This window comes from Pseudophaeobacter sp. (assembly GCF_039971195.1).
Lineage (GTDB): Bacteria > Pseudomonadota > Alphaproteobacteria > Rhodobacterales > Rhodobacteraceae > Pseudophaeobacter.
Genome location: NZ_JBDWPJ010000128.1, coordinates 1 through 15,200, shown reverse-complemented (window position 1 = coordinate 15,200; position 15,200 = coordinate 1). Strand labels below are relative to the sequence as shown.

At 58.0% G+C, this 15,200-nt stretch carries 14 protein-coding genes and 1 pseudogene; 8 read left to right on the top strand and 7 right to left on the bottom strand.

Going from position 1 to position 15,200, the window contains the following annotated elements; all coding sequences use genetic code 11:
• The 5 genes and pseudogenes from ABJP42_RS11400 to ABJP42_RS11380 all read right to left on the bottom strand — a co-directional run.
• Positions 1-141 (bottom strand): annotated as a pseudogene (locus ABJP42_RS11400) (keto-deoxy-phosphogluconate aldolase); the annotation flags it as partial.
• Positions 140-1,600 carry a hypothetical protein gene (locus ABJP42_RS11395; RefSeq protein WP_348340432.1) on the bottom strand — a complete coding sequence of 487 codons (1,461 nt, stop codon included), beginning with the start codon at positions 1,598-1,600 and terminating at the stop codon, positions 140-142. The gene ABJP42_RS11395 and the pseudogene ABJP42_RS11400, both read right to left, overlap by 2 nt.
• The gene (locus tag ABJP42_RS11390) at positions 1,597-2,562 is read right to left on the bottom strand and encodes a GNAT family N-acetyltransferase (RefSeq protein ID WP_348340431.1); all 966 of its coding nucleotides are present in this window, start codon (positions 2,560-2,562) and stop codon (positions 1,597-1,599) included. Before ABJP42_RS11390 ends, ABJP42_RS11395 begins: the two co-directional genes overlap by 4 nt.
• A complete protein-coding gene (locus tag ABJP42_RS11385) occupies positions 2,550-3,407 on the bottom strand; it encodes a hypothetical protein (protein WP_348340430.1) in 858 nt (285 codons plus the stop codon). Before ABJP42_RS11385 ends, ABJP42_RS11390 begins: the two co-directional genes overlap by 13 nt.
• 70 nt (positions 3,408-3,477) lie before the next feature.
• Positions 3,478-4,200 carry an acetyltransferase gene (locus ABJP42_RS11380; protein WP_348340429.1) on the bottom strand — a complete coding sequence of 241 codons (723 nt, stop codon included), beginning with the start codon at positions 4,198-4,200 and terminating at the stop codon, positions 3,478-3,480.
• Positions 4,201-4,243: 43 nt separating this feature from the next.
• Here ABJP42_RS11380 and ABJP42_RS11375 point away from each other — a divergent pair, with 43 nt between their 5' ends.
• The 3 genes from ABJP42_RS11375 (at position 4,244) to ABJP42_RS11365 (ending at position 6,329) form a co-directional block, all read left to right on the top strand.
• Positions 4,244-4,654: a sugar 3,4-ketoisomerase gene (locus tag ABJP42_RS11375; RefSeq protein ID WP_348340428.1), complete on the top strand. Its 411-nt coding sequence runs from the start codon at positions 4,244-4,246 to the stop codon at positions 4,652-4,654.
• 50 nt (positions 4,655-4,704) lie between these two features.
• A complete protein-coding gene (locus ABJP42_RS11370; RefSeq protein WP_348340427.1) occupies positions 4,705-5,745 on the top strand; it encodes a DegT/DnrJ/EryC1/StrS family aminotransferase in 1,041 nt (346 codons plus the stop codon).
• 377 nt (positions 5,746-6,122) lie between these two features.
• Positions 6,123-6,329 (top strand): cold-shock protein, encoded by a 207-nt coding sequence (locus tag ABJP42_RS11365; RefSeq protein ID WP_348340426.1) that lies wholly within the window; start codon positions 6,123-6,125, stop codon positions 6,327-6,329.
• A gap of 64 nt (positions 6,330-6,393) precedes the next feature.
• Here the strand turns inward: ABJP42_RS11365 and ABJP42_RS11360 are convergent, their stop codons facing one another.
• The gene (locus tag ABJP42_RS11360) at positions 6,394-7,056 is read right to left on the bottom strand and encodes a GntR family transcriptional regulator (RefSeq protein WP_348340425.1); all 663 of its coding nucleotides are present in this window, start codon (positions 7,054-7,056) and stop codon (positions 6,394-6,396) included.
• Positions 7,057-7,271: 215 nt separating this feature from the next.
• Between ABJP42_RS11360 and ABJP42_RS11355 the strand changes: the two genes are divergently transcribed.
• The 5 genes from ABJP42_RS11355 to ABJP42_RS11335 all read left to right on the top strand — a co-directional run bounded on the left by ABJP42_RS11355 (position 7,272) and on the right by ABJP42_RS11335 (position 14,448).
• Entirely contained in the window at positions 7,272-8,219 is a 948-nt protein-coding gene (locus ABJP42_RS11355; RefSeq protein WP_348340424.1) for a dihydrodipicolinate synthase family protein, read from the top strand.
• 2 nt (positions 8,220-8,221) lie between these two features.
• Positions 8,222-9,154 carry a 4-hydroxyproline epimerase gene (locus ABJP42_RS11350; RefSeq protein ID WP_348340423.1) on the top strand — a complete coding sequence of 311 codons (933 nt, stop codon included), beginning with the start codon at positions 8,222-8,224 and terminating at the stop codon, positions 9,152-9,154.
• Between the two features lie 35 nt (positions 9,155-9,189).
• Positions 9,190-10,620, top strand: a complete 1,431-nt coding sequence (locus ABJP42_RS11345; RefSeq protein WP_348340422.1) for an aldehyde dehydrogenase family protein — start codon at positions 9,190-9,192, stop codon at positions 10,618-10,620.
• 58 nt (positions 10,621-10,678) lie between these two features.
• Positions 10,679-11,965 carry an NAD(P)/FAD-dependent oxidoreductase gene (locus ABJP42_RS11340; protein WP_348340421.1) on the top strand — a complete coding sequence of 429 codons (1,287 nt, stop codon included), beginning with the start codon at positions 10,679-10,681 and terminating at the stop codon, positions 11,963-11,965.
• A 203-nt stretch (positions 11,966-12,168) separates the two neighbouring features.
• Positions 12,169-14,448, top strand: coding sequence for a methyl-accepting chemotaxis protein (locus ABJP42_RS11335; protein WP_348340420.1), 2,280 nt, complete (start codon positions 12,169-12,171; stop codon positions 14,446-14,448).
• A 44-nt stretch (positions 14,449-14,492) separates the two neighbouring features.
• On the opposite strand, the gene ABJP42_RS11330 is transcribed toward ABJP42_RS11335, so the two are convergent.
• A partial coding sequence (locus tag ABJP42_RS11330) for a M56 family metallopeptidase (protein ID WP_348340419.1) occupies positions 14,493-15,200 on the bottom strand: 708 nt, incomplete at its 5' end.

Sequence of the window (15,200 nt, the reverse complement as noted above, 5' to 3'; positions counted from 1 at the left end):
GCCACCGGTGGGGCAGAAACTGATCTGGGGCAGCGGTGCGCCAATGGCTTTGAGGGCCGGGGCTCCGCCTGCGGCTTCGGCCGGGAAGAATTTTTGCATAGCATACCCGCGCTCCAGCAAGCGCATCGCCTCGCTCGCGCTACCAAGTCAAGAAAATACGCTGGCGCAGCTTCTTTTTGACCAAAGCAGACAGGTCAGACTTTGAAATTTTTGACAATAGCTTCTTCCTGGACGCGAAAGAAAGTCCCTTCCAAATACGTTTTGGCAGATGAAGTGTCTTTTCGTCGATCCAGCGCTTGGCGTTGTAATCAGAACTGCGCTGTCCCAGAAAACCCAGATAATTCGGCAATCCGATACAGTCTCCGCGCAGTGCTGATAGAACCCGCTTGGAAACGGCCTCGGCAGAAAAGTCCTGAAGGATAGTGGAGATCACCCCATCTTGGTCAAAGGGATAGTCCCCGCCTGTGAGATATGCCACCAGGCCCTCCTCCAGTTGCTCTTGCGACTGGAACCTTAAGCGATCCGTTGGACTGACACCCGGGGCCTCGGCAGCGTTCAAGCCAAAACAAGGCACGCCTAGAGCTGCAGTCTGCGGATAGGCAGTGCCACCATCCAGCGGGAAACTGTCCACATAACAAGCGCAACCCTTCAAAATCTCTTCAACTTCCTGAAAGGGTAAGACACCCCGCAGTTCAATCCGGTCCGGAAATGCCTCTGCAACCGCTCTCCACCAGGGATCTTTAGCAGAAGGCCCAATCAACACGACCTTGTTGGGAACACGGGGCAAAAGCTCGGCCAAAAGCTTGGGGAAACTGAGTTTATCACTGGGTTGGAATTTGCCTCCGCCGCCCATCGAGACGATGGCCCCTGTTCGATTTCCGGTCCATTGTTCGGGTTTCCGGCTGTTTTCGACAATCGGAATTCCCATGAAGCTTTGTGCTACAGCCTGACGCCGGGTCTTGGTGGTCTTCCAGCCTGTCGCACAGATTTCCAAAACAGCGGAAGCTGCTCCAGCTCCAAAGCTGAAGACATGATCGGCGTGGTTGACGAAGAGAATTTTCTTCCCCTGCGAGCGCAGAATTCTCGCAGCCAGGGCTGCTCCGATGTCGTCTGGGTGGATATGCAGCAATACCGCCTCGGCCTGCGCTGCAGCGGCCACCAGGGCACTCACGCGTGCAGCTGGGTCACCTGACAGCTTCAAAATGCTGCTCGGCATGCCGGAAAGATCATTTGTCTTGCGTGAATCGGTCAAAACCAAAGCTTGGCGCCCATATGGGGCCAGGCCCTTGGACACATAGCGCAAAAGCCTACTATGGCCACCCTGACCATAGACGCGGCTTGCCACATGTAAATGGGTGATCCCTTCCAAAGCAGGTTGCTTCGTCGCAGGAAAAGCACCTGCCCATCGTTTATGGAGAGCGTCTTCCAGCGCTTCATCGCCAAAATGACCTGAAATATTATCCCAGTGCAGGCGGCCATAGAGCTTAGCAAATCGCAGGGCATCGTTGAGTGTTGTGGCCTGAAGGGCTGCCGTACGCAACATGACAGATAGTCCCCCAAGATCCGCCATCAAATCTGATTGGCTTTCCAGTCGGATCATACCAGGTTCCAAAGGTAGTGATTGAAGGTCAGGCTGCGTCCACCAAACATTTCCTTTTGGCGCGACAAACCAACGTTCAGGTCCTGTCCCCCATTGGTTGTTGAGATGCCAAAACTGAACCAGCTGCGTTTGGCAAACACCTCGCCGATCAAATGCTGCATCAACAGATCCAAGGCACCATGCTCCCGCCCGACCTGAGACGTGGCGATATATTGGGTGTGCACGGCTTGCCCGCAATCAAAGATCAGGGTGCCCGCCAGCATAGTGTCACCGTCAAAAGTACCAAAGAGGCGAATTTTATCGGGAAACCGCGCTTGCAGCAGAGTGATCTCGTCCAAACTGTGTGTGGGCTGCGCATCGTGCTGGTTTAAGAGAGCCTCCGCAAGGATACCCCAGTAGCTAGGCAAATCGGCACTCTCTGCGATGTGTAGGCGTGCCTTAAGCGCTTTTTTAGCACCATATTTGCGCCCCGAACTAAAGGGAAGTCGCTGAGCCAAGGGGATGGCCGCCGCCAAATCACTGCGCACCAGCCGGGCCCCGTTAGAGATCAAGGCATAAAGGTCAGCTTCCGAGGGTTGAGTGTGAAAGATGTGAGGACTGGGCTTGTAGGACAGGACTTCAAACCCCTGCGCCCGCAGATAGGGGCGCAAAGCAGAGACGATCTCAACCATGGCCGCGGCCGTGGTCGCTGGGGCCACCAGGAAACCACCATAGGTCAGCCCGCTATGAGAATGCAGTGTTTTACCCACTGCATTGGCAGGCAGCAGTGCTAAGGTCTTTCCGTCGTTTTCAAAAATCAGAGAATGATCTGTGAAGCGATCTGCGTGGTAGTCCATGAACCCACGTTCATGCAGAAAGGTTGCATTGCTGGCGGTGCGAATAAAACCCGCCCAGGTCTCTGCGTCTTCGGGGGTATAACGGCGTATCGTGAGATCCATATCTGCTCCCATCACGCGACCCATTCAGCATATCCCACACCGGAACGGCCCATGTCGTTCCCGTTGTAGAACAGAAAGCGACGCCCCTTGGTTGTGGTGAGTGCGGCTGGATAGCAGGTCATTTCATTGTCCCACTCACCGGCTTCACCGCGTGGCAGTTCCTCGTCTTCTGTGCGGGTAAACTGCACCCCATCAGCAGAGGTAAAGCGGAAATGCGCATATTGTTTGGCGCGGGTATCTGATGTCGCGCGCAGTTCCCATGTGCCATCCGCCAGCGCCGTGGCACGTGGACGCCCGATACGGTACTCATCGGGACCCGGTGTGATGATCTGCTGAGCAGAAGCATTGTCAAAGGTCACACCGTCAGCGCTTGTCAGGGTCCAGCAGTCATAACGTGGAAAAAGCCGGCCTTCGATGTCTTCCCAGCCCTGCCCTCGTGCAATCCAGGCACGAAAGCCGCCTTCGGGCAGGGGAGCAATTGAATGCAGGGCGCCAATAAAGGGCCCTTCGGGGCAGCGGTCAATGATCGGAGTGGGTTGCAGGCGCTCGAAGGACTGGCCCTGATCCCGGCTCTCAGCCACTCCGGTAAAGGCTAGGAATTTGGCCTTCTCTACCAGTTGAAACCCCACATAGTACAGGCGCAATATACGCTCAGGGGTCTCTATGACATCGCCTAGGATCACGCCGTTGTCGTCAAACATACCCGCTGCCCCCAGGTCGAGGGCAGGCACTTCAGAGCTGGCCTTTACCCGCGCCGGGTTTGCGGCATCCACATCAACCCATCCGATCCGGCTGATCCCCTGAGCATCGCGCACGCCACCAAAAAGACGGAGAGTTTCTGCGTCTTTCTGCCAGGGGCAGGGTGTCATGAACGAATGCTGATCCCAGCCGTTCTGACCGTCTGGGCAGTGGATTAATCCTCGTTTGATCCAGGCCATTTCAGGGCTTTATCTTGTAATACCGATACGCGCTGACACGCGATGCTTCGGCGGGGTTTCCGTTCAAGATCAAACCGGGAGTGTCAAAGCTTTTGGTTACCACGGCAGCCATGCCCACAAGGCAATCCTCTGGGGTACTTACCTTGTCTGCAAAAGACGCGTTAACGCCCACAAAACTGCGTGCTCCGATATCGCAATAGCCTGAGATGACCACATGAGACGACACAAAGCAGTTCTCTCGAATTCGGGTCTGATGCCCCACATGGTTCCCTGACCATAAAACACAGCCGTCTTCAATTGCAACGCCATGCTGTATGACATTGTTTTCAAATATGAAAACATTATCTCCCAACTCTGCGGTACGCCAAACCATAGCGTGAGGGCTGATGAAGTTCGCAAGCCTGTAACCTTGGGATTTTGCGGCATCAATCAGCCGCGCTCTCACTCGATTGAGTTGGGTGGATGTCACGGCCACATGCGCTGAGACTTTGCTGGCATCGAATTGGTCCGGTGCATCTTCCAGTGCGACCACTGGCAAGCCGAATTTCTCTGTTTCACCGAGAAACTCACGTTCTACCGCAAAGCCCACCACAGTGTAGTTACTGTCGACTGTAAAATACTCATAGGCGATGTCTGCGAACTCGCCAGCCCCTATGATCAGCAAGTGTTGTGGCATAATCCACCTTAAAATTGCACTGTAGAGCAGTGTTTCGATTTCGTGCAAAACGTATATAAGACAGTTGAAAGATGAAAGCGAGTAATTTCCCGTGCCCCTAAAAGACTGCCATATCATTGAGTTGCCCAAAATATCAGATGTCCGTGGTAATCTGACCTTCATCGAGGGGGGCACCCATATCCCCTTTGACGTCAAGCGTGTCTACTATCTCTACGATGTGCCAGGCGGCAGTGATCGGGGAGAGCACGCACATAAAAACCTGCATCAGTTTGTCATCTGTATGTCGGGCAGTTTTGACATTCTTCTGGATGACGGGTCGGAACAGAAACGTTTTCACATGAACCGTTCGTATTACGGTCTCTACATTTGTCCGATGATGTGGCGCTATCTCGACAACTTTTCTTCTGGATCCGTATGCATGGTTTTGGCCTCCGAAACCTATGACGAGGCGGATTATATCCGCAGTCGGCAGGACTATCTCAAAGCGGTGGGACGCTCATGAGGGTCCCGTTTCTAGATCTGTTGAAGGCGACATCTGAAATTCGACCTCAGATGGATGCTGCCATGTTAGAAGTAGCGCATTCCGGAACTTACATCTTCGGCTCGCCGCTCGCGCGGTTCGAAAGTGAATTTGCCACCTATTCACAGGCTGCCAATTGTATTGGTGTTGCAAATGGCTTGGATGCGCTACGGCTAGGGCTTGCCAGTATGGGCGTTGGTCCGGGCGATGAGGTGATTGTACCGGCAAACACCTATATTGCGACCTGGCTGGCCGTGAGCCAATGCGGCGCCACACCTGTGCCGGTGGAGCCGGATGTCGCGACTTTTAACATTGATCCGCTCCGGGTGGCTGCGGCGATTACTGCAAAGACAAAGGCCATTCTGGTCGTTCACCTCTATGGTCAGCCTGCGGATATGGATGCGCTGCGACAGGTGGCACAGGCGCATAATATCCCCATTCTCGAGGATGCTGCCCAGGCCCACGGAGCGCGGTACAAATCGCAACGCATCGGATCTTCCGGCACTGCAACGTTCAGCTTCTACCCCACCAAGAACCTCGGTGCGCTTGGAGATGGGGGCGCGCTGACAACAGACGACCCCAGCATTGCTGCCCATGTCGCATTGATGAGGAACTATGGGTCTGAGGTGAAGTATGTAAATGATATCAAAGGGGTAAATAGTCGTCTGGACACTTTGCAGGCCGCGATTTTGTCAGTGAAACTAACGCAGCTGGATCAGTGGAATGCCAGGCGTCGTGACGTGGCATCTCGATACACGCAGGCTTTCGAAAAGGCAGGCCTTTTAACGCCGCATGTGCCAGAGTGGGCTGAACCTGTTTGGCATCTTTATGTCTTGCGTCACCCGCAGCGAGATGCGTTTCAGGAAAGGTTGCAAAAAGCTGGTATTGCAACGGTGATACATTATCCAATCCCGCCGCATTTGCAGCAGGCCTATACTGAGTTGGGCTACGGCAAAGGCCACTTTGCAATCTCAGAGCAAATGGCCGATGAAGTGATCAGCTTGCCAATGTGTCCCGCGCAAACGCCAGAGCAAACCGACTATGTGATTGATCGTGTTTTGAACTTGGTGTGACGCATATGCCGATTGCTGCGTCAGCCGAGGTATCTGATCTGTAAGAGAGTGAACTGCTGGCAGGCCGAAAAGGCCTACATCTCAGTACCTAAACCATGGTTTACTTGCAGTACTCTGAGGCTTTGGCCTCGCTCTCTACTGGGTCCCAGAAAAAAGGTCATAGGCTCGGTCTTTCGAGCAAGGGGGCGAATTTTCGCCTGAGGCGGGAAAACTGCGCAACCCTCTTGAAAGGTTGACCAAGCAGCCGCATATTTTTGGGGCTTGTATATCTATGTCGACCTGCTGTCTCCGTTTAATGGCGTTCAGTCTTCGATCCAGACTTAACAACGCCGGGCTGCCGCACCCTGCGGGCAGCGTTTCTAAGGGAGATTACGGAAATGGCCACTGGCACCGTAAAATGGTTCAACTCTACAAAGGGCTTCGGCTTCATCGCGCCTGACGGCGGCAGCAAGGACGTGTTTGTGCATATTTCTGCTGTTGAACGCTCTGGCCTCACCGGTCTGGCAGACGACCAAAAGGTGAGCTTTGACATCGAGCCCGGCCGCGACGGTCGTGAGGCCGCTGTCAACCTGGCGCTGCTCTGAACGCGCCACTGTTGAGACGAATTTGAAACGCGGTTCCTGGAGGCTGGCGCCGCGTTTTTTTGGGTTAGCGCAGGTTGCTGATGTTTTGCAGCAAAGATTCCCGCGCGCCGGTGATATGTAGTCGGGTCAGCTCTGCGGCCTGTGCCGCATTGCCGGCCAGGCAGGCCTCCCAGATCGCAATATGCTCTTCATTGGCGCGCTCCATCCCGTTTGACAGGATCAGCTGGGCGCGCAGATAGCGATCAATCCGGTCCATAGCGTTGTCGATCACGTCGAGATGGTATTGCAATCCGCTGGCCCGGTAGAGAGTAGAGTGAAAATCCCGGTTCAGATCCCCCCAGCTCATCGGGTCGGCAGAGGCTGAAAAGGCGGCCCAGGAGGCGCGGGCGGTTTCCAGGGTTTCTGGCGACATCAAAGGCACCGCCCGGCGGATCACCTCGGGTTCGATCAGGGCGCGAAAGTCAAAGATTTCCTCGGCTTCATCCGGTGACAGGCCCGACACCACGGCGCCCTTGTAGCGCTGGGTTTTGACCAGTCCCTGTTCTTCGAGCCGGGAAATGGCCTCGCGGACCGGGATTCGGCTGGTGTTGAACAGTTTGGCAATTTCGTCCTGACGCAGCGGCTCGCCTTCCTGCACATCCCCCTCAATGATCGCCTTGCGCAGCGCCTCGAATACGATCGAAGACGCCGAGGCGGTCTTTGAAATATCAACAGAATTCAACTTCATAAGGGACTCCTTCAGCCCTGTTCATAACGGTGTTTGACTGCCAAGGAAAGCTTGGTGAGAAAATATATTGTAAATTGGATCCAATATGAAATAGAAGGGGCCAAGCCCATCGATTTGGCGCAACCCCGGACAGTTCTCACAGATGAGACGGCGAGGGGCGTTGGATTGGTTTCGTCACCCCCGGCCAGAGCGGCTGGCCCTGTAAGGATCTTCTTATGACTTCAGACATTTTCGCAGGCTGTATCCCGGCCCTGATGACCCCCTGCACCGCAGACCGCCGCCCGGATTTTGACGCCCTGGTGCGCAAGGGGCAGGAGTTGATCGCGGCGGGCATGTCGGCGGTGGTCTATTGTGGCTCCATGGGGGACTGGCCGCTGCTCACCGATGCAGAGCGGATGGAAGGCGTCGCCCGTCTGGTCGAGGCAGGCGTGCCGACCATTGTTGGCACAGGTGCGGTGAACTCCCGGCTTGCGGCGGCCCATGCCGCCCATGCGGCCGAGGTCGGCGCTCAAGGGCTGATGGTCATCCCACGCGTGTTGTCGCGTGGGCCGTCCAGCACCGCCCAGAAGGCGCATTTCAAGGCTGTACTCTCTGCCGCCCCCGACCTGCCAGCGGTGATCTACAACAGTCCCTATTACGGCTTTGCCACCCGCGCGGATCTGTTCTTTGAGCTGCGCGGCGACCATCCCAACCTGATTGGTTTTAAGGAATTTGGCGGCGCTCAGGATCTGCGCTACGCGGCTGAAAACATCACCTCACGCGATGACAGTGTCACCCTGATGATTGGCGTCGACACCACGGTGTTTCATGGCTTTGTGAACTGTGGTGCTACTGGGGCCATCACCGGGATAGGCAATGCCTTGCCACGTGAGGTTCTGCATCTGGTAGACCTGTGCAAACAGGCCGCCGCTGGTGATGTGGCAGCGCGCCACCGGGCCAAAGAGCTGGAAGAGGCGCTGGCGGTGTTGTCCTCCTTTGATGAGGGGCCGGATCTGGTACTCTATTACAAGCACCTGATGGTGTTGAACGGCGATGCGGAATACAGCCTGCACTTCAACCAGAGCGACGCCCTGTCTGACAGTCAGCGCCACTATGTTGAGGCACAATATACGCTGTTCAAAACCTGGTATGCGGGCTGGGTCGCCCAGTCAGGCACAGCCTGACAATGCGGGTCATCGACAGCCATACCGGCGGGGAACCTACACGGCTGATCCTGAGCGGCGCGCCGGATCTTGGTTCTGGCGCGCTTGCGGATCGTGCCGCACGGCTCACGACAGAGCACGCGGATTTCTGTACCGCGGCCCTGCTAGAGCCGCGTGGCCATGACGCCATGGTGGGCGCTCTGTTGCTGCCGCCAGAGGACCCCAGCTGTGCGGCGTCGGTGATCTATTTCAACCCGGTTGGGGCGCTTGGCATGTGTGGACATGCTACTATTGGCACCATCGTCACCCTGTTCCATCTGGGACGGGTGGGGCTTGGCACCCACCGGCTTGAAACCCCGGTCGGGGTGGTCGAGGTGGAGCTGCTGTCGCCCAACCGGGCCGTGGTGGAGAACGTGCCTAGCTACCGCAAATCAAAGGGGCTGACCCTAGAGGTGCCAGGGCAGGGGCAGATCATGGGCGATGTCGCCTGGGGCGGGAATTGGTTCTTTCTGACGCCGGACTGCCCGGCGGATCTGGACCTTGAAAATATCCCCAGGCTCACGGCTGCGGCGCTGGATATTCGGGCGGCTTTGCAGGCACAGGGGGTCACCGGAGACAGGGGCGCCGAGATCGACCATGTCGAGTTCATTGCGGGGCCGCAGTCTGCACAGGCGAATGCCCGAAACTTTGTGCTCTGTCCCGGTGGGGCCTATGACCGCTCCCCCTGCGGCACCGGCTGTTCCGCCAAACTGGCCTGCCTCGCCGAGGATAGGATGCTCGATCCTGATACCCTGTGGATCCAGGAAAGCATCATCGGCAGCACCTATCATCTGACCTATCACCGCGATGCACAAGGCCGCGTGGTCCCCCGGATCGAAGGCGAGGCCCATGTCACTGCAGAAACAACCCTGATTTTTGCACCAAACGACCCCTATCGCAGCGGTATTCGGGCCTGAAAACAGACCTGAACCGGCAAAAGGAAGAGAAGATAATGGACTACAAAAACCTGATCGCAGGCAGCTGGGAAGCGACCACAGAGGCCCGCCCCAACGTGAACCCCTCGGATACCGGCGACATATTGGGGCAGGCCGCTTTGGGCGGCACGGCGGATATGGACCGCGCCATTTCTAGCGCCAAGGCAGCTGCTCCCGGTTGGGCCGGGGCAACGCCACAAGCGCGGTTTGATGTGCTGGACTTCATTGGCAGCGAGATCCTGGCCCGCAAGGCAGAGCTGGGACAATTGTTATCACGCGAAGAGGGCAAGACCCTGCCCGAAGGCATTGGCGAGGCCGCCCGCGCAGGTCAGATCTTCAAGTTCTTTGCTGGTGAATGCCTGCGTCAGACCGGTGATCGCCTGGCCTCGGTACGGCCCGGTGTCGAGGTCGATGTGACCCGGGCGCCGGTTGGCGTGGTCGGGCTGATCACCCCCTGGAACTTCCCCATTGCCATCCCGGCCTGGAAAATCGCCCCGGCCTTGGCCTATGGCAATGCAGTGGTGCTGAAACCGGCTGAACTCACCCCCGGATGTGCCTGGGCCCTGGCCGAAATCATCTCGCGTTCGGGGTTGCCAGAGGGGGTGTTCAATCTGATCTTTGGTCAGGGTTCGGTGGTGGGCCAGCATCTGGTGGAGCACAGCGATGTCGATGCAATCTCCTTTACCGGCTCGGTTCCAACGGGGCGCGGCATTGCAGTCTCCTGTGCCCAGTCGATGAAAAAGGTGCAGCTGGAGATGGGCGGCAAAAACCCCATGGTGGTGCTGGATGATGCGGATCTGGATTTGGCGGTGGAAGCCTGCCTGAATGGTGCCTTCTATTCCACGGGTCAGCGCTGCACGGCCTCGTCGCGGCTCATCGTCACCGAGGGTGTCCACGATCGCTTTGTCGCGGTGCTGACGGCAGCGATGCAGGGCCTGCGCGTGGGCAATGCGCTGGAGAGCGGCATTCAGATGGGGCCGGTGGTGGACGGGCACCAACTGGATCAGAACCTCTCTTATCTGCAGGTCGCGGCGCAGGAGGGTGGAAAGGTTATTGGTGGCGAGCGCCTGTCTCTGGAGCAAGAAGGGTTCTATATGGCCCCCGCGCTGGTGACTGAGACCAGCAATGAGATGCGCATCAACCAAGAGGAGGTCTTCGGCCCGGTGGCCTCGGTGCTGCGCGCCCGCGATTATGAAGAGGCCTTGAGCCTGGCCAATGACAGCGACTTTGGCCTCAGCGCCGGGATCTGCACCACCTCGCTGAAACGGGCAAGCCATTTCAAAGCCAATGCCGAGGCCGGCATGGTGATGGTCAACCTGCCCACGGCGGGGGTAGACTATCATGTGCCCTTCGGCGGCACCAAGGGATCAAGCTATGGTGCCCGCGAGCAGGGCTCCTATGCGGCAGAGTTCTACACCCGAGTAAAGACAGCCTATACGCTGCCATGAGTTCGGACCATAACATCCATCGGAGGCGTGGAATCGCCTCCGATGGATGACTGGCAGAATGAGGTCCACAATGGGCAAGTTGGCGACACAAAACCCGACAACAAAGGCGGGTATGACCATCGCCGTTATTGGCGGCGGTATCATTGGGGTCAGTGCCGCTTTGCGTCTGCAAAGCCTGGGCCATCAGGTGACCATCTATGATCGCAAAGGCCTGGCCGCTGAGGCCTCGGCGGGCAATGCCGGGGCCTTTGCCTTTAGTGAGATCATCCCCCTGGCTACACCGGGGATGATGCGCAAGGCACCAAAATGGCTGCTGGACCCGATGGGGCCTTTGTCGATTCCACCGCGCTATGCGCTGCGGCTCGCCCCCTGGCTCCTGCGCTTCTGGCGGGCCAGCCAGCGGGATCGCTACGAGGCTTCACTAAAGGCCCAGGCTGCATTGATGGGGCTTGCACGTGTCGCGCTGGAACGACAGATCCACGACACCGATGGGGAGCACCTGATCCAGCGCGATGGTCAGTTGTTGCTGTTCGAAGGCGAAGCAGAGTATCGCGCCAGCCTACCGGGCTGGGAGGCGCGCGGCGCCGTTGGAACGCGTTATGATCTGTTGCAGAGCCCTGAGGAAATCGCCGAAATCCAACCTGGATTGAGTAGCCAGTTTACCCATGCGGGTTTTACCCCGGATTGGATCAATACCACCGATCCCAAAGCCTGGTGTGAATTCTTGGCCGGGCAGTTCCTGGCACGGGGCGGTCGCGTCGAAGTGCAGGAGGTTAATTCCCTTGTGGCGGATCGCAACTCGGCCGCGTTGGAACTGGCGAGCTACCGGGTGACCCCGGACCGGGTGGTGCTGGCCGCCGGGGCCTGGTCACACCAGTTGGCGCGAGATCTTGGGGATCAGCTGCCACTGGAGACCGAACGCGGTTACAATACCACCCTGCCCGCCAGGGCTTTTGATCTGCGCACCCATGTGACCTTTGGGGCGCATGGGTTTGTAGCCAGCCGGATCAATGGCGGGGTGCGCATTGGCGGCGCGGTCGAGCTTGGCGGGCTGGAGCTGCCCCCGAATTTCAAACGCGCCGAAGTGCTGTTGAAAAAGGCCACAGGGTTTATGCCGGGGCTGGATACTGCTGGAGGCAGCCAGTGGATGGGTTTTCGCCCCTCGATGCCGGACAGCCTGCCGGTGATCGGCAGATCCCACACCTCTGAGGCTGTGATCTATGCCTTTGGCCATGGTCATTTGGGGCTGACACAATCGGCTGCGACGGCCGAATTGGTGGCGGATCTGGTTCTTGAACAGGCTCCAGAGTTGATATTGGATCCATTTTCTCCGCAGCGGTTCTAGGGTGGTCAAAAATTAGGCGTAAAGATTTGTCTTCATAATTCAAGCCAGTATCCGGGGTTTGGTATTGTCTTTTCCGGTCTTCCTAGGATCGTTCTGAGCGGAAATCGCACAAATCAATCTTTTGGCAGGGCTTTTCTGGCATTTGACCTAGGGTCCGTCCTTCTCTTTGAAGGTGCGGGCGATGCAATGGCTAGGATCTGATGATGTTCAAACTCTCTACGCTGCCACTAAAGGCAAAGCTGCCAATCATGATGGTGGCCTTGACCGCGACCCTTATGGTGACCGTGGCCTTTATGATCTATTCCATGGCGGAAAAAAGCATCCGCAAGAACATCTATTCCGCCCATGAGATCGAAGCCAAAGCCGGCGCTCAGGCGTTGGAGTTTCTGATCTCTTCGGCGCATTCAAACCTGGCCAGCCAGGCCGCCCAGCCAACCGTGTTTCGCGCGGTCAGTAATTTTACCCGCGTCATTGGCATGATCGAAGAGCCCGACCCCATTGCCTACCTGAAACGGGTTTATGGCAGCGAAAACCCCAATCCGCTTGATCAACGTGCCCTGTTGGTCGATCCCGGTGATGGGTCCTATTACAGTCAGTCTCATAACAGCTATCATCCGACCTTTCAGCGCACAGTGGAGCTGAATGGCTATGAGGATCTCTATCTTTTTGATGAAGCGGGACTGCTGATCTATTCGGTCAACAAACTGAATGACTTTGCCAATAGCTTTGCCACCGGCGAACTGGCTGAAACCGGTCTGGGCCAGTTGTTTGCCGAGGCGCTGGTGGCAGAGCCCGGCCATGTGGTGCATTCGGATTTCACCATTTATGGACCCGCAGGCGCGGTGCCCTCGGCCTTTTTGGCGACGCCGGTGGTCAACAAGCGGCAGAAAATTGTTGGGGTGATTGCAGTGCGACTTGGCAGTGCCGGTGTGGTGCAGGCTCTGACCAAAAACCTGGAAGATACGGCGCATCAAAACATCTATCTGGTTAGCGAAGACGGGTTGGCCCGCAGCCCCTCGTCGGTTGGGGACCAGTTTGGCGTGCTGGACGCTTTGCCAGAGAGGCCGCAGACCCTTGCAGCCCGCGCTCGCGAAGCCGGACGCCTTGACGGGGTGCCCGCCCTGGCAGGCGGCACGGCCAGCGCTCTGATCCTGCCGCTCGATCTACCCGGTTTCAGCTGGACATTGGTTCTGGAAACGGATGAGGTAACGGCCTTTGCCGAGCTGAACCAGATCCGGCTGACGGGGATGGGCATCATCGCGGGGCTGCTCCTGGTGGCCTCTTTGGTCGGGTTTACCGCAGCCCGCCGGGTGACCGGGCCGATTCAGGCTCTGCGACAGGTCACAAATGCCATGGCAGAGGAGGACTATGAGGTCGATATCACCGGCAAGGCGCGGGGTGATGAATTGGGGGAATTGGCGCGCAGCCTCGACAGTCTGCGCGAAAAGCTGCAACAGGCGGATGCCGCCGCCGCGCGCGAAGTGCAGGTGGCCCGTCAAACCGCTGCGGTGGTTGAGGAAATGAGTGGTGCACTGTCGCAATTGCAAGGCGGTAACCTTGCCTGCGATATTCAGCAGCCCTTTGCGGAACACTATGAGGCCCTGCGCGAGAACTTCAATCACAGCCTGGTCAATCTGCGCGACTCCATGGGAGAGGTTGTCGGGGCCTCTGAAAATGTGGGCCGGTTCTCGCAGGAACAAAGCTCGGCCGCCGATGAAATGGCGCATCGTACCGAAAGCCAGGCCTCGACGCTGGAGAAAACCGCTTCTGCCCTGCGCGAGCTCACAGATGGTATTCGTACCACTGCCGAACAGGCGGTGCAGATGGATGCCGCTATGGGCAAGACCCGCGAAGAGGCGGAAGGCAGCACCGGGGTGGTGACCTCTGCGGTGCAGGCGATGGATCAGATTCAGGAGACCTCAAGCGAGATCGCCAAGATTATCAACATGATCGACGACATCGCCTTCCAGACCAATCTGCTGGCGCTCAACGCCGGGGTGGAGGCCGCACGGGCGGGTTCTGCCGGCGCCGGATTTGCGGTTGTCGCCTCCGAGGTGCGGGCCCTGGCCCTGCGCGCCTCGACTGCAGCCGGGGAGATCAAGGGGCTGACCTCGGCCAGTGAGGAACATGTCGCCAATGGGGTGGCCATGGTGGGGCGCGCAGGCACAGCCTTCTCTGACATTATCGCGCAGGTGAGCGGAGTTTCCGGCCTGGTTAGCGAGATCGCCGAGGGGGTACGCAGGCAGTCCAAAGGGCTGGAAGATATCAATGGCTCGATGAGCACCCTGGACAGTGTCACCCAGCAGAATGCGGCCATGGCCGAGGAGGCTTCGGCTTCCAGCCAGTTGTTGCAACAGGAATCCACCAGCCTGTCTGGTATCGTATCGCGCTTCCAGCTTGGCCAAGCGGTTCCAGAGAGCTCAGGGGGGGCGGATTGGGGCGAAAGCCAAGACGCAGATTGGGATCAGGCCCAACAGGGCTGACGCCCCCACGCGGTGAGGCGACAGAGCAGCGGGAAGTAGTTGCCCTATTGCGAGGCGGCGGGCATGAAGCTGCCCTGTAGGATCGCATTGGCCGAGGTGGCAGCGGTGCTGGTGGGGGCGGCGTTGCGGCTGGCCATACGCTCCAGATTGACGATGGTCGAGAGCATCAACCGGTCATGGCTCCAGTCTCCAGGGCGCTGCATCAGCATGGCGGTGGCCAGAACAGAGGTCACCATCAATCCCGAGACCAGCACCCAGCCAAAGCCGGTTTCCCCGTGGGGTGCCTGTGCGGTAACGGCGATGATACGTTGCTGCAGGGTCGAGTTGCTGCGGGTTTCACGCCGGTCGACCAGCGCTACGGCGGGGCTGCGGCGGGTAAAGAAAACCCGTTCCTGAGCGGCCTGAGCGCAGGCGCGGATCAGGCATTCGCAATAGGCGCGGATATCCAGACCCGGACGAGCCATCAGCGCCTGATCGCAGGCAAATTCGCGCAGATGGCGGACTTCGCGGCGCCAGAGGTAAAAGGCGGGATTCCAGAACAGCAGGGGCCGCAGCAGTTCCAGCAGGAATTCGCATTCTATATCGCGCTGGCGGAAATGCTGCAGCTCATGCGCCAGGGTGAGTTTCAGGTCATCGGACTGGGTCAGTAGCGCCGAGGGCAGCACCACATAGCGTTTGAAAAGCCCGCGGGTGGAATAGGCAACCGAGGTCTCGTCCGAGATCAGAACTTCCGTGCTGCCGATGCTTTTCCA

Bases quoted from the DNA above. Each gene is read 5' to 3' on its own strand.
- ABJP42_RS11395 (WP_348340432.1), bottom strand. From the start codon at position 1,600: ATGATCCGACTGGAAAGCCAATCAGATTTGATGGCGGATCTTGGGGGA.
- ABJP42_RS11390 (WP_348340431.1), bottom strand. From the start codon at position 2,562: ATGGGTCGCGTGATGGGAGCAGATATGGATCTCACGATACGCCGTTAT.
- ABJP42_RS11385 (WP_348340430.1), bottom strand. From the start codon at position 3,407: ATGACACCCTGCCCCTGGCAGAAAGACGCAGAAACTCTCCGTCTTTTT.
- ABJP42_RS11370 (WP_348340427.1), top strand. From the start codon at position 4,705: ATGGATGCTGCCATGTTAGAAGTAGCGCATTCCGGAACTTACATCTTC.
- ABJP42_RS11365 (WP_348340426.1), top strand. From the start codon at position 6,123: ATGGCCACTGGCACCGTAAAATGGTTCAACTCTACAAAGGGCTTCGGC.
- ABJP42_RS11360 (WP_348340425.1), bottom strand. From the start codon at position 7,056: ATGAAGTTGAATTCTGTTGATATTTCAAAGACCGCCTCGGCGTCTTCG.
- ABJP42_RS11355 (WP_348340424.1), top strand. From the start codon at position 7,272: ATGACTTCAGACATTTTCGCAGGCTGTATCCCGGCCCTGATGACCCCC.
- ABJP42_RS11350 (WP_348340423.1), top strand. From the start codon at position 8,222: ATGCGGGTCATCGACAGCCATACCGGCGGGGAACCTACACGGCTGATC.
- ABJP42_RS11345 (WP_348340422.1), top strand. From the start codon at position 9,190: ATGGACTACAAAAACCTGATCGCAGGCAGCTGGGAAGCGACCACAGAG.
- ABJP42_RS11340 (WP_348340421.1), top strand. From the start codon at position 10,679: ATGAGGTCCACAATGGGCAAGTTGGCGACACAAAACCCGACAACAAAG.
- ABJP42_RS11335 (WP_348340420.1), top strand. From the start codon at position 12,169: ATGTTCAAACTCTCTACGCTGCCACTAAAGGCAAAGCTGCCAATCATG.